At 58.4% G+C, this 12,353-nt stretch carries 11 protein-coding genes (1 of these 11 cut by a window edge); 6 read left to right on the plus strand and 5 right to left on the minus strand.

Going from position 1 to position 12,353, the window contains the following annotated elements; all coding sequences use genetic code 11:
- Positions 1-153 precede the first annotated feature (153 nt).
- Both ACPDZI_RS03965 and aspA read right to left on the minus strand, forming a co-directional pair.
- Positions 154-1,473, minus strand: a complete 1,320-nt coding sequence (locus tag ACPDZI_RS03965) for an anaerobic C4-dicarboxylate transporter (RefSeq protein ID WP_011704800.1) — start codon at positions 1,471-1,473, stop codon at positions 154-156.
- A 127-nt stretch (positions 1,474-1,600) separates the two neighbouring features.
- Positions 1,601-3,043: an aspartate ammonia-lyase gene (aspA, locus tag ACPDZI_RS03970; RefSeq protein ID WP_016349560.1), complete on the minus strand. Its 1,443-nt coding sequence runs from the start codon at positions 3,041-3,043 to the stop codon at positions 1,601-1,603.
- Between the two features lie 449 nt (positions 3,044-3,492).
- Here aspA and ACPDZI_RS03975 point away from each other — a divergent pair, with 449 nt between their 5' ends.
- Positions 3,493-3,969 carry an FxsA family protein gene (locus tag ACPDZI_RS03975; protein WP_024946196.1) on the plus strand — a complete coding sequence of 159 codons (477 nt, stop codon included), beginning with the start codon at positions 3,493-3,495 and terminating at the stop codon, positions 3,967-3,969.
- 25 nt (positions 3,970-3,994) lie between these two features.
- Here ACPDZI_RS03975 and ACPDZI_RS03980 read toward each other — a convergent pair whose 3' ends face one another.
- Positions 3,995-5,395, minus strand: a complete 1,401-nt coding sequence (locus ACPDZI_RS03980) for an MATE family efflux transporter (RefSeq protein WP_080769066.1) — start codon at positions 5,393-5,395, stop codon at positions 3,995-3,997.
- A 182-nt stretch (positions 5,396-5,577) separates the two neighbouring features.
- Between ACPDZI_RS03980 and ACPDZI_RS03985 the strand changes: the two genes are divergently transcribed.
- The 5 genes from ACPDZI_RS03985 (at position 5,578) to ACPDZI_RS04005 (ending at position 10,342) form a co-directional block, all read left to right on the plus strand.
- Positions 5,578-5,871, plus strand: coding sequence for a co-chaperone GroES (locus ACPDZI_RS03985; protein ID WP_005309514.1), 294 nt, complete (start codon positions 5,578-5,580; stop codon positions 5,869-5,871).
- Between the two features lie 41 nt (positions 5,872-5,912).
- A complete protein-coding gene (gene groL / locus ACPDZI_RS03990; protein ID WP_011704804.1) occupies positions 5,913-7,547 on the plus strand; it encodes a chaperonin GroEL in 1,635 nt (544 codons plus the stop codon).
- A 95-nt stretch (positions 7,548-7,642) separates the two neighbouring features.
- Positions 7,643-8,140, plus strand: a complete 498-nt coding sequence (locus ACPDZI_RS03995) for a hypothetical protein (RefSeq protein ID WP_016349563.1) — start codon at positions 7,643-7,645, stop codon at positions 8,138-8,140.
- Positions 8,141-8,163: 23 nt separating this feature from the next.
- The gene (locus tag ACPDZI_RS04000) at positions 8,164-10,095 is read left to right on the plus strand and encodes a putative bifunctional diguanylate cyclase/phosphodiesterase (RefSeq protein ID WP_438834056.1); all 1,932 of its coding nucleotides are present in this window, start codon (positions 8,164-8,166) and stop codon (positions 10,093-10,095) included.
- A 58-nt stretch (positions 10,096-10,153) separates the two neighbouring features.
- On the plus strand, positions 10,154-10,342 hold the full coding sequence (locus tag ACPDZI_RS04005; protein ID WP_073348952.1) for a hypothetical protein: 189 nt from the start codon (positions 10,154-10,156) through the stop codon (positions 10,340-10,342).
- Between the two features lie 73 nt (positions 10,343-10,415).
- On the opposite strand, the gene rluA is transcribed toward ACPDZI_RS04005, so the two are convergent.
- The gene (gene rluA / locus ACPDZI_RS04010) at positions 10,416-11,072 is read right to left on the minus strand and encodes a bifunctional tRNA pseudouridine(32) synthase/23S rRNA pseudouridine(746) synthase RluA (protein WP_076495860.1); all 657 of its coding nucleotides are present in this window, start codon (positions 11,070-11,072) and stop codon (positions 10,416-10,418) included.
- A gap of 109 nt (positions 11,073-11,181) precedes the next feature.
- Positions 11,182-12,353: the final stretch of an RNA polymerase-associated protein RapA gene (gene rapA / locus ACPDZI_RS04015; RefSeq protein WP_438834057.1), read on the minus strand. It continues 1,696 nt past the right edge of the window; the window shows 1,172 of its 2,868 coding nt (coding positions 1,697-2,868); its start codon lies off the right edge, out of view; the stop codon is at positions 11,182-11,184.

Raw genomic sequence — 12,353 nt, forward strand, 5'->3', positions numbered from 1 at the left:
TTGATCGGTTTCTGTTCCGATGCCCCAGAGTAGATCTGCGAACCTTGATAGAAACTGAAGCGTACAAGGATTAATTAATGGTTTGACCTGAAAAGAAGGCATAAAAAACGGCCCGAACAGGGCCGTTTGCGTGTTTGTGGAATTAAATGCTGGTTAGAGCATCATGCCACCGAAGAAGAAGCCCAGCGCCACGGCGATGGCGATGGTGGCGACACCCGGGACGAAGAAGGGGTGATTGAATACCGCCTTGCCGATACGGGTGGAGCCGGTGTCATCCATTTCGACCGCGGCCAGCAGGGTCGGGTAGGTCGGTAGCACGAACAGGGCGCTCACGGCGGCGAAGGAGGCGATGGCGGTCAGTGGGCTGACACCCAGTGCCAGGGCGGCCGGCATCAGGGCCTTGGTGGTGGCGCCTTGTGAGTAGAGCAGCATGGCGGCGAAGAACAGCACCACGGCCAGCAGCCAGGAGTACTGGTTGAGCAGGTCGCCGGCGATCAGCTGGATGGTGTCCATGTTGCCTTTCACGAAGACGTTGCCCAGCCAGGCCACGCCCAGTACGCAGATACAGGCGGACATGCCGGACTTGAAGGTCGGCATGTTGGTGACCTGGGTGGCGTCCAGTTTGCAGACCAGGGTCATGATGGTGGCCGCGGCCAGCATGATGCCCATGATGGCGCCATCACGGGGGATCGGCGGGTTGGCGATCAGGCCCACTTTACCGGAGATGGCGGTGGCGTAGGCCATCACGGCCACGATGGCAGCGATGAAGATCCAGACCGACACCTTGGCGTAAGGCTTGAGCTCCAGCTTGGTGGTGCCGCGCAGCTTGATCAGCCCCTTGGCCTTGCGCTCCAGGTAGACTTCATCCTGGTCGAGCGGCTTGCCCAGCATGTTGGCGACGAAGGCGCCGAGGATGCAGGCGATGAAGGTGGAGGGGATGCAGATGGCTAGCAGAGTCAGGTAATCCACGCCAAACGGCTCAAGCATGCCGGAGAAGGCAACCACGGCCGCAGAGATGGGCGAGGCGGTGATGGCGATCTGGGAGGCGATGACGGCGATGGAGAGCGGACGGGATGGGCGAATGCCCTGTTCCTTGGCCACTTCGGCGATCACCGGCAGGGTGGAGAACGCAGTGTGACCGGTACCGGCCAGCATGGTCATCAGATAGGTGACGACCGGGGCGGCGAAGGTGATGTATTTGGGGTTCTTGCGCAGGGCTTTCTCGGCCAGGGAGACCAGATAGTCCATGCCACCGGCCAGTTGCATACAGGCAATGGCACAGATGACGGACGCGATGATCATGATCACGTCCCAGGGGATGTAGGTGACCAGCTGGTCGCTGGGAATTGGCATCCCCAGACCCCAGGTCAGTACCAGTACCCCCAAACCACCGGCAAAGCCGATGCCGATGCTGCCTATCCGGGCCCCCAGATAGATAGCGGCGAGCACGACAAGTAACTCGATTCCAATCATAGCGAACACTCCATTTTCCAGTTTTTTTAGGTTTTATTTGGCAGAAAAGCCAATTCCCGATGGGGCTGGGCAAGACCTATCGGGAACTGACTTTATGGGCCGGGATAAACCCGGCCCATTTGCTCGCTTATACGGTGGCTTCGCGGGTATAACGCTTGGCTTTGTATTGCGGGTTCATCAGGTTCTCGATGGAGAGAATTTCATCCAGCTGCTCGGCGGTCAGCAGGCCGCGCTCCAGCACGACTTCACGGACGTTCTTGCCGGTCTGGGCACAGATCTTGCCGACAATGTCGCCTTCGTGGTGGCCGATGAAGGGGTTCAGGTAGGTCACGATGCCGATGGAGTTCAGCACGTGGTTCATGCAGATTTCCGGGTTGGCGGTGATGCCTTCCACGCACTTCTCGCGCAGGGAGATGCAGGCTTTTTCCATCAGGCTCAGGGATTCGAACATCGCCTGACCGATCACCGGCTCCATGACGTTCAGCTGCAGCTGACCGGCTTCGGCGGCGAAGGTGATGGTGACGTCGTTGCCAAAGACCTTGAAGCAGGACTGGTTGACCACTTCCGGAATGACCGGGTTGACCTTGGCCGGCATGATGGAGGAGCCAGCCTGCATTTCCGGCAGGTTGATCTCTTTGAGTGCGGTACGCGGGCCGGAGGAGAGCAGACGCAGATCGTTACAGATCTTGGACATTTTCATGGCCAGACGCTTGATGGCGCCGTGCAGCATCACGTAGGCGCCGCAGTCGGAGGTCGCTTCGATCAGATCTTCAGCCGGAACATAGGCGCGACCGGTGATCTCGGCCAGGCGCTTGATGGCCAGGGCGGAGTACTCGGGGGGGGTGTTCAGGCCGGTACCGATGGCGGTGGCGCCCAGATTCACTTCCAGCAGCAGCTCCTGGCAACGCTTGATGGACTTGATCTCTTCGCGCAGGGTGACGGCGAAGGCGTGGAATTCCTGACCCAGGGTCATCGGCACCGCATCTTGCAGCTGGGTACGGCCCATCTTCAGGATGCCCTTGAACTCGGCGGCCTTGGCATCGAAGGCGGCGATCAGCGCTTCCAGTGCGTGCAGGGTGGTGTCGGTGCTGTTGACCACGGCCACGCGGAAACCGGTGGGGTAGGCATCGTTGGTGGACTGGCACTTGTTGACGTGGTCATTGGGGTTGATGACGTCGTAGCGGCCCTTGGCCAGACCCATGATTTCGAGGGCGATGTTGGCCAGTACTTCGTTGGTGTTCATGTTGACGGAGGTGCCGGCACCACCCTGGTAAACGTCGACCGGGAACTGGTCGAAGCATTTGCCGGTGTTCAGCATCAGGTCGCAGGCTTCTACGATCTTGTCAGCAATTTCAGGACGGATGGTACCCAGTTCGCCGTTCGCCAGGGCGGCGGCCTTCTTGGTCAGTACCATGCCGCGGACGAATTCCGGAACGTCAGAAATCTTCTGAGTGCTGATCTTGAAGTTCTCAACGGCGCGCAGGGTATGCACACCGTAGTAGAGATCGTTGGAAACTTCTTTGGTGCCCAGCAGGTCTTCTTCAATGCGGACGTTCTTGATGTCGCTCATTGTAATGCCTCAGAAATCAGATAAATGGAAACGATCCTCACCGAGTGGTCGCGAGTTCCTTACGCACGGTTCATCCTGAAGCACCACACATCGAGTGGGGCGGTTGGGAGCTTTTTTGCTCCCTTAATTACTGGCGTCGATATTACCCCAATTGAGGTATCTGATATTAGACCTGGATCACTAAATTTGAGACAACCTCAAATAACTTGTGGTCATTAAACAGATATTGCAATCAACCGATTTACTTTGACAGAACAATGACTTCAATCACAGTCTGGCAGACCGGTTTTTCTGTGGATCCGGCTCCTCGTCACCCTGTGGACTTGAAAAATGCGCGTCACGCCCCATTTTAATCAACAGGAACCGATACCATGGTGGGTTGGCAACGGCATCAGCCGTTGTCGCACGTCGCCAGCGGTTCATTTACATTCATCCGCACTGAGGTTGTTATGGGCAAGTTGTTTCTATTGTTGGTCGGTCTGGTGGTGCTTGAGCTCACCGTGATGATCGAAGTCGGCTCCGTGATCGGTGCCTTGCCGACCGTCGGCTTGCTCATTCTGACGGCGGTGCTGGGCTCCTCGCTGGTGCGCAGCGAAGGGATCAAGACCCTGTTCAACGCGCAGCAGAAGATGCAGCAGGGGGAGATGCCGGGACGTGAGGTGATGGGGGGCATGATGTTGGCGCTGGCCGGTCTGCTGCTGATCATCCCGGGTTTCGTGACCGACTTCTTTGGCATCCTGCTGCTGCAGCCCTGGCTGCGCAACAAGCTGGCCGACAAGCTGATCGGCAGCAACCAGTTCAAGATGCAGATGGGCGGTTTTCAGGCCCGCCAGCAGCCGTTCGACGAGGTGCCGGGCAATGACCAGCCGGGTCAAGCTCCGCGCAGCGGCACCACCATCGAAGGGGAGTTCGAGCGCAAGGAGTAACTGCTGCGCTTACTTTCCTCTGCCATCAGGGCCTGCCCTGATGGCACAGCCGCTCGAAGCGGTGGCGGGCATACCACCAGGCCAGGGTGCCCGCCGCCAGATTGGCCACGAGAATTCCCAGATAGATCCCTTGCTCCCCTCCCAGTTTCGCCCCCAGCCAGGCCCCTGGCAGCAAGAAGACAAACAGCCGCAACCCGTTGAACAGGAAGGAGACGCTGGAAGCCCTCACGCCATTCAAGGCGGACGCAAGCAGCATCACCATGCCCTGAAAGCCGTAACCGATGGGCACCAGGTGCAGATAGAGCACGATGAGGCGCACCACCTGTGGATGATCGCTGAACAGCTCGGCGATGAAGGGAGCCAGCAGCCAGGTCAGTGCGTATACCGCCAGCTGGAACAGCAGGGCGAAGCGCATGCAAAACTGCAGCGCTGCCTTGGCACGGGCCGGGTTGCCTGCCCCGCAATTCTGCGAGATGAAGGGGGCCAGCACGGAGGAGAGCGCCATCATCACGATAAGCAGCAGGGCCTCCACTCTCGATGCGGCGCCGTAGGCCGCCACCACTTCCGTCCCCAGCCCGGCGAAGATGGTCATCAGCACGGCGTTGGCCAGCGGGTTGAGCATGTTGGTGAAGGAGGCGGGCACCGCCACGTGCAGCAAGGCGCGCCAGTGGGCCAGCAACTGTGGGCGCGGGGAGAGGCGCCAGCGCAGCAGTCCTTCCCGGTGGCGCAATATATAGAGGCTGACCAGCATGGCCATCAGCCAGGAGAGTGAGGTGGCGATGGCGGCGCCGCGGATCCCCCATGCGGGGAAGGGGCCTATGCCGAAGATGAGCAGGGGATCCAGCACCCCGTTGACCAGCCCGGCCACCGTCATCACCAGGCTGGGGGTCTTGGTATCGCCGGTGGCCCGGATGGCGGCATTGCCCACCATGGGCAGCACCAGCATGGGGACGGTCAGATACCAGATCAGCATGTAGTCGTAGATGAGGGCGATCAGCTCGTCGCTGGCGCCGAGCAACCGGAACAGCGGGTGTATGGTCAGCGCCCCCGCGAGGGCGATGAGAGTGACCAGCAGCACGGCCAGAAACAGGTTGTCGGTGGTGATGCGGGCGGCTTCATCATGCTTGCCCTGGCCGAGCGCATGGCCCATCACCGCAGAGAGGCCGGCCCCCAGTCCCATCGCCAGCGAGGTGACCACGAAGGTCACCGGAAAGGTGAAGCTGATGGCGGCCAGCGCCTGGGTGCCCAGCATGCCGATGAAGAAGGTGTCGACCAGGTTGAAGGCGAGAATGGCGACGATGCCGAGGATCATCGGGCCCGTCATGCGCAGCAATACGGACGTCATGGGGGCGGTCAGCAGGGGATTGGGTCGGGTCACGGGCTCGTCTCTGTACGTCTGGCGGAGTTCTGGCTGCGGGCAGCACAAACCGGTTTCCTGACCGGGACTTCGGGAGATCCATCGAAGACGTTCATAGTACGTGAAAATATTTTTTTTGTATTTGCCCTTGAAGGGTTAACAAACGTGCCCCACATCGGAGACATATCTAATTTGGCCAGGAATGGCCATTCCTCAAAGCAACACAGAGACTCATTTTGGGAGAGTTATCGATGAAAATTCGTCCACTGCACGACCGCGTCATCATCAAGCGCATCGAAGCTGAAGCCAAATCCGCTGGCGGCATTGTCTTGACTGGTACTGCGGCCCAGAAGTCCACCCGTGGTGAAGTTCTTGCCGTGGGGACTGGCCGAATTCTGGATAATGGCGATGTCAAAGCCCTCGCCGTCAAGGTTGGTGACAAGGTGATCTTCAACGAAGGCTACGGTGTGAAGACCGAGAAGCTGGATGGTCAGGACGTACTGATCCTGTCTGAAACCGACATCCTGGCGATTGTCGAAGAGTAATCCACCCTTTCCCCCTGCGAATTGATTGAAGGATTGAAGAAATGGCAGCTAAAGAAGTCAAGTTTGGCAACGAAGCACGCAGCAAGATGCTGGAAGGCGTAAACATCCTGGCCGATGCCGTCAAGGTGACCCTGGGCCCGAAAGGCCGCAACGTGGTACTGGACAAGTCCTTCGGCGCGCCGACCATCACCAAGGACGGCGTCTCCGTTGCCCGTGAAATCGAGCTGGAAGACAAGTTCATGAACATGGGCGCCCAGATGGTCAAGGAAGTTGCTTCCAAGGCCAATGACGCCGCCGGTGACGGTACCACTACCGCTACCGTACTGGCTCAAGCCATCGTCAACGAAGGCCTGAAGGCCGTTGCCGCCGGCATGAACCCGATGGATCTGAAGCGTGGTATCGACAAGGCCGTAGTAGCCGCCGTTGCCGAGCTGCAAGCACTGTCCCAGCCATGTGCCGACAACAATGCCATCGCTCAGGTCGGCACCATCTCCGCCAACTCCGACGAGAAAGTCGGCAAGCTGATTGCCGAAGCCATGGATAAAGTAGGTCGTGACGGCGTGATCACCGTTGAAGACGGCCAGGGTCTGGACGACGAGCTGGCCGTGGTAGAAGGCATGCAGTTCGACCGTGGCTACCTCTCCCCGTACTTCGTCAACAAGCCGGAAACCGGTGCCGTTGAGCTGGACGATCCCTTCATCCTGCTGGTTGACAAGAAAGTCTCCAACATCCGTGAAATGCTGCCGGTGCTGGAAGGCGTAGCCAAAGCGGGCAAACCGCTGATCATCGTGGCCGAAGACGTAGAAGGCGAAGCGCTGGCGACTCTGGTGGTCAACACCATGCGTGGCATCGTGAAAGTTGCTGCCGTCAAGGCGCCTGGCTTCGGTGACCGTCGCAAGGCCATGCTGCAGGATATCGCCATCCTGACCGGTGGTACCGTGATCTCCGAAGAAGTGGGCATGGAGCTGGAAAAAGCGACCCTGGAAGACCTGGGCCGTGCCAAGCGCATCGTCATCACCAAAGAGAACACCACCATCATCGATGGCGTGGGTGATGCATCCCTGATCGAGAGCCGTGTGGCCCAGATCCGTCAGCAGATCGAAGAGACCTCTTCTGATTACGACCGCGAGAAACTGCAAGAGCGCGTAGCCAAACTGGCTGGCGGTGTTGCGGTGATCAAGGTTGGCGCTGCCACCGAAGTCGAGATGAAAGAGAAGAAAGCCCGGGTTGACGACGCCCTGCACGCGACTCGCGCCGCAGTAGAAGAGGGTGTGGTTGCCGGTGGTGGTGTTGCGCTGGTTCGTGTGGCTGCCAAACTGGCTGGCCTGCGTGGCGACAACGAAGATCAGAACGTGGGTATCAAGGTCGCTCTGCGCGCCATGGAAGCTCCGCTGCGCCAGATCGTCATCAACGCCGGTGAGGAGGCCTCCGTCATCGCCAACGCGGTGAAGAATGGTGAAGGTAACTTCGGTTACAACGCCTACACCGAACAGTACGGTGACATGCTGGCCATGGGTATCCTGGATCCGACCAAGGTGACCCGTTCTGCTCTGCAGTTCGCCTCTTCCATCGCTGGTCTGATGATCACCACCGAGTGCATGATCTCCGAGCTGCCGAAGAAAGATGCCCCTGCCATGCCGGATATGGGCGGCATGGGCGGCATGGGTATGATGTAATCCAGCCCTGGTTACCAAACGGCTCGCTTTTGCGGGCCGTTTTTTTTATGGCGACTAAACTGAGTCTATTGTCAGTGATTTAATCAGAGGTGAGTATGCGCGTACTGGGTTTGATTCCATTACTGTTTTCTCTGGCCATGCCGGTGATGGCACTTGAGGCGCCACAGGGACCCGTCATTTTGAAGGTGACCGGCAATGTGCTGCCGGCCGAAGCGACGGAAGGGGTGGTCTCCTTCGATCTTGCCATGCTCAAGGCCCTGCCGCAGCATGAGATTGTGACCAGCAATCCCTGGGTCGACAAACCACATAAATATGTGGGGCCCAAGCTGGCCGATGTCTTGGCTGCCGTCGGTGCGGATGGCAAGGCGATCACCTTGACGGCCTTGAACAGTTTTCAGATCAGGATCAACTGGGATAAGGTCAGGCAATACGACCCGATTCTGGCTTGGCAAGATGACGGGGTCACCATGCGGGTACGGAATAAGGGACCGCTTTGGTTTATCCTACCGCTGGATCAGTATCCCGAGCTGAAACGCTCGGAGTTTACCGACATGATGATTTGGCAGCTCAACGCCATTGATATTCAGCATTGATGTAGTGGCTTGCGGGAGTACGAGTGAAAGCAAAGACCAAGGCGTGGCCTTTACTCATCGTTCTTTACCTATCCATCCTGTTGTTTACGGGAAGCACTCTCTATTGCCTCGCGCAGATACAGAATGCGACCCGAGTGATGGAGAGGTATACCTATGACGTCTCCTGGGCCCTGATGCAGTTGCAACTGGAGTTGGGGCGTTTTCTCAACTCAGTCGAGATCTACCATTATGGCGGCATCGATCACGATACCCTGATGCTGCGCTACGACATCCTGTGGAGCCGGACCCCCATCCTGCTCAGTGGTCAGCTGCGTAAGAGCATGAAAGACAAGCAGAAGACCCTGCGGCTGGTGCAGTTGATCGAAAGCAACATTCGTGAGATGGAGCCCAATATCACCAATCTGAAGGTGGGAACACCCGATTATCAGCAGATATTGATGCGACTGGTTCCTCTGCAGGAACCACTATCCTATTCTCTCGCCTCCGTGATGCAGAAGAACATCAACGTCTATTCAGGTAATGACAAACGCTTTGGCCAGCTGCGCAACGCCCTGCTGTTCATGGTGTCTGGGCTGGTGCTATCGGTGATGCTGCTGAGTGCTCTGCTGATCCGCGAGGCCCGCCGCCATTTCAGAGCGGCACGGGTCGACACCCTGACAGGGCTCTCGAACCGGCTGGCCTTGCTGGAGAAGATGGAGTCCTACGCCACCAAGGAGACGCCGTTTGGTCTGGTGCTGGTGGACATCAACGATTTTCGCGACATCAACAGCAAGTTCGGCTACAACACCGGTGACTTCCTGCTGCAGGAGCTGGCAAAGCGAATGCGCAATTTGTGTGAAAACGGTGAGTGGGTGGCCCGGCTGGGCGGCGATCAGTTTGCCATGATCCAGCGTGAAAGCAGTGACCTGCGCCAGGTGAGGGAGCTGGTGGCCCGCCTGCTGCATGCGCTCAAGCAGGACATCATCATCGACAACTACCCGTTCCGCCTGGAGGTGGGCATCGGTATCGCCTTCTTCCCGATGGACAGCAAGGAGACTCAGGAGCTGCTCAGCCGGGCCGAGCAGGCCTTGTTTCACAGCCGCAAGACTCATGTGCCATACGTCATCTATGACAACTCGTTGCTCAATGAAACGGCGCGCCGCAAGCATTTGGCAAGCGACATGATCATGGCGCTCGAGCACAATGCACTCGAGCTCTATTACCAACCCATCGTCAACCTCGAGAGTGGCCGCTGCGAGGCGGTGGAAGCCTTGCTGCGTTGGCGTCACCCTGAGTTGGGTTTCATTCCTCCCAACGAGGTGATCCAGGTTGCCGAGGAGTTCCAGCTGGCCGAGAAGCTGGGCAGCTGGGTATTGAACACAGCTTGCGAGCAGCTCTATCAGTGGCAGCAACTGGGTTTGGTTGATTTGCAGATGTGCGTGAATATCTCGCCCGGCATGTATCAGCGCAATCTCTTGAAGCTGGTTGCCAAGGCCTTGATGGATCACCATATCCCGGCCGCCAGTCTGGTGCTGGAGGTGACGGAAGACACGACCATGCGCGAGGTGAAAAACTCCCTGCAACTGATGCAGGACCTCAATCAGCAGGGGGTACAACTGGCACTGGATGACTTTGGCACCGGTTACTCCTCGCTCAGCTATCTGCAGAAGCTGCCGGTCAGCAAGGTGAAGATAGATCGTTCCTTCATCCAAGGGATCGATACGTCCATCGAGGCATCCGAGCTGGTCGCTAACATCTGCCGGATGGGTTCCATGCTGGGCAAGAGTCTGGTGTGTGAAGGGATAGAAACTCAGGCTCAGCTCGACGTGTTGCGCACTCTCACTGATATTCATCTCTATGGCCAGGGCTATCTGTTCAGCCGTCCAGAACAGGCGGAGAAGGTTTATCAAACCCTGCTGGAGATGGAAGAGGAGTGGCTGGAGCGGCGTCAACCCGACAAGGCGTATTTAATTTAGCCAAAATGGCTCATGCTTGGCCCAAGATGGCCGATAGTCTTAAAGCAGGAGGTACACCATGGATATATCTAGTTCTGCATCTGCGTCATTTGGTTCTGCATTGATGACGGCCAGCCTGGCCAAGAAACAACAGACCCAAGAAGGTGAATCTGCATTGAAACTGCTGCAAACAGCAGCTCAATCAGCACCGGTTGCACCGACATCGGCCAACGCTTCTCTGGGAAGTAACATCGATATTCGCGTCTGACCCTAACGAAAAAGCCCCCATCCAGTCGATGGGGGCTTTTTTATGTCTGCGATATCGCGATGTCTATCTTGGCTCAGACCGGAAAAGGGGCTGGCGCCTCGAAGGTCATCCGCTCGCCACTGCGGGGGTGGCTGATGGTCAGGCTGGCCGCATGCAGGTAGAGATGGGGGGCTGCCGCCAGTGCATCCGGATGGGCATAGAGGTTGTCACCCAGAATCGGGTGCCCCAGTTCCAGCATATGGACGCGCAGCTGGTGCGAGCGACCAGTGATGGGGGTCAGCTTGATCAGGCTGTTGCCATTCTCTACCTTCAATTTTTCCCACAGGGTCAGAGCATGACGTCCCTCCTCGTGGTCAACCTTCTGTTTCGGCCGGTTGGGCCAGTCGACGCAGAGCGGCAAGTCGACCTGACCGGACTCTGCCTCCGGCTCGCCCCACACCCAGGCGAGGTAGTGCTTCTCAGTCTCCCGCTCGCGAAATTGCCGACTCAGCTCCCGATGGGAATTGGGATTGAGGGGAATGACAATGACGCCAGTAGTGGACATGTCGAGGCGGTGAGCCGCCGCCGCCTTGGGGTGCTGCTGCTTTACCCGATGCAGGACGCTGTCTTCATTCTCGGGGCCGCGCCCGGGCACGCTCAGCAGGCCAGTGGGCTTGTTGACCACCATGATGTCCTTGTCCTTGAACAAGATATCGAGCCAGGGTTCCAGAGGCGGTGAGTATTCAAACATAAATGTCTCGCATCAGAAGGTGGGGGCAAGCCCCCATCAGTTATGAGTAACCACAATCATAAAGGGCATGGCATCCAGCATGAGCCGGTCATGTCTCTTCAGTATCGCGTCAGTTATGGGTGACCACGATAAAGCGGATGGCATCCAGCTTGAGTTGGGTCTGATCGATCAGGTGGTGCAAGTCTGCCTGCAGATTGCGCAGATAATCCAGTTCGCTGTCGCGCACGTTCGGGTTGACCGCCTTGAGCGCTTCCAGCCTGTCCAGATCCTGTTGCAGAGTCTGCGCCATCTGGGCGCGGGCCTTGTCGACAATCCCGCCTTTCAGCTCTTCGGCAATGGCCTGGCCCTTGCCAATCAGACCGTGGATCACCGGTTGGGACGCGGTGACCAGCTTGCTGCCGAGGTGGCGATTGACCGGAGTCAGCTGGCGGTTGAAGGCATCGAACGCCACTTTTTCGCCCAGATTCTGGCCGTTCTTGTCCATCAGCAGACGGATCGGCGTTGGCGGCATGAAGCGATAGAGCTGGGGATGGGCTGCAGACTCGGCGACAAAGATCAGCTCAAGCAGGATGGAGCCGATGGGCAGCGCCTTGTTCTTGAGCAGGGCGACTGAGGTCGCTCCAATCTCGGAGCCGAGGATCAGGTCGATACCGCCGCGCATCATGGGGTGATCCCAGGAAAGCAGCGCCATGTCATCCCGCGACAGAGCTGTGTTGCGATCGAAGGTGATGGTCATGCCATCTTGCGGCAGGCCCGGGAAGCTGGAGACCAGCATGTGATCTCCCGGGGTCAGCACCAGCGCGTTCTCACCACGGTCATCCTGATTGACGCCGATCTCGTCGAACATCTTGAGAGCGAAGGAGATCATGCCGGTGTCGTCATCTTCGGCGGCCAGCTTGTCGACCAGCTGCTGGGCTGCGGCGCCACCGCTGGAGTGGATCTCCAGCAGGCGATCGCGACCCTGTTCCAGCCGGGCCTTGAGCGGCTCGTGCAGTTCGCGAGTCTTGACCAGCAGGGCGTCGAGGGGGGCCTGATCGCCTGTGTTGGCGGCCAGCAGCTCGAACAGCTCGTCACGCACCGCTTCAAATACCGGACGGGCAGTCGGGCAGGTCTGCTCGAATGCATCCAGACCATCGTGATACCAGAGCTGCAGGGCGCGCTGGGCAGTCCCTTCCAGGTAGGGCACGTGGATCTCGACGATATTCTGCTGACCGATACGATCCAGTCGACCGATGCGCTGTTCCAGCAGATCCGGGTTGAGGGGCAGATCGAACAGCACCA

Origin of the sequence: Aeromonas oralensis, from assembly GCF_049665575.1 — a bacterium.
GTDB lineage: Bacteria > Pseudomonadota > Gammaproteobacteria > Enterobacterales > Aeromonadaceae > Aeromonas > Aeromonas hydrophila.

What these genes read in the sequence shown, in the direction of transcription:
- ACPDZI_RS03995 (WP_016349563.1), top strand. Translation starts at nt 7,643, where the DNA reads ATGCGCGTACTGGGTTTGATTCCATTACTGTTTTCTCTGGCCATGCCG.
- ACPDZI_RS03965 (WP_011704800.1), bottom strand. Translation starts at nt 1,473, where the DNA reads ATGATTGGAATCGAGTTACTTGTCGTGCTCGCCGCTATCTATCTGGGG.
- ACPDZI_RS03985 (WP_005309514.1), top strand. Translation starts at nt 5,578, where the DNA reads ATGAAAATTCGTCCACTGCACGACCGCGTCATCATCAAGCGCATCGAA.
- ACPDZI_RS03975 (WP_024946196.1), top strand. Translation starts at nt 3,493, where the DNA reads ATGGGCAAGTTGTTTCTATTGTTGGTCGGTCTGGTGGTGCTTGAGCTC.
- ACPDZI_RS04005 (WP_073348952.1), top strand. Translation starts at nt 10,154, where the DNA reads ATGGATATATCTAGTTCTGCATCTGCGTCATTTGGTTCTGCATTGATG.
- rluA (WP_076495860.1), bottom strand. Translation starts at nt 11,072, where the DNA reads ATGTTTGAATACTCACCGCCTCTGGAACCCTGGCTCGATATCTTGTTC.
- groL (WP_011704804.1), top strand. Translation starts at nt 5,913, where the DNA reads ATGGCAGCTAAAGAAGTCAAGTTTGGCAACGAAGCACGCAGCAAGATG.
- aspA (WP_016349560.1), bottom strand. Translation starts at nt 3,043, where the DNA reads ATGAGCGACATCAAGAACGTCCGCATTGAAGAAGACCTGCTGGGCACC.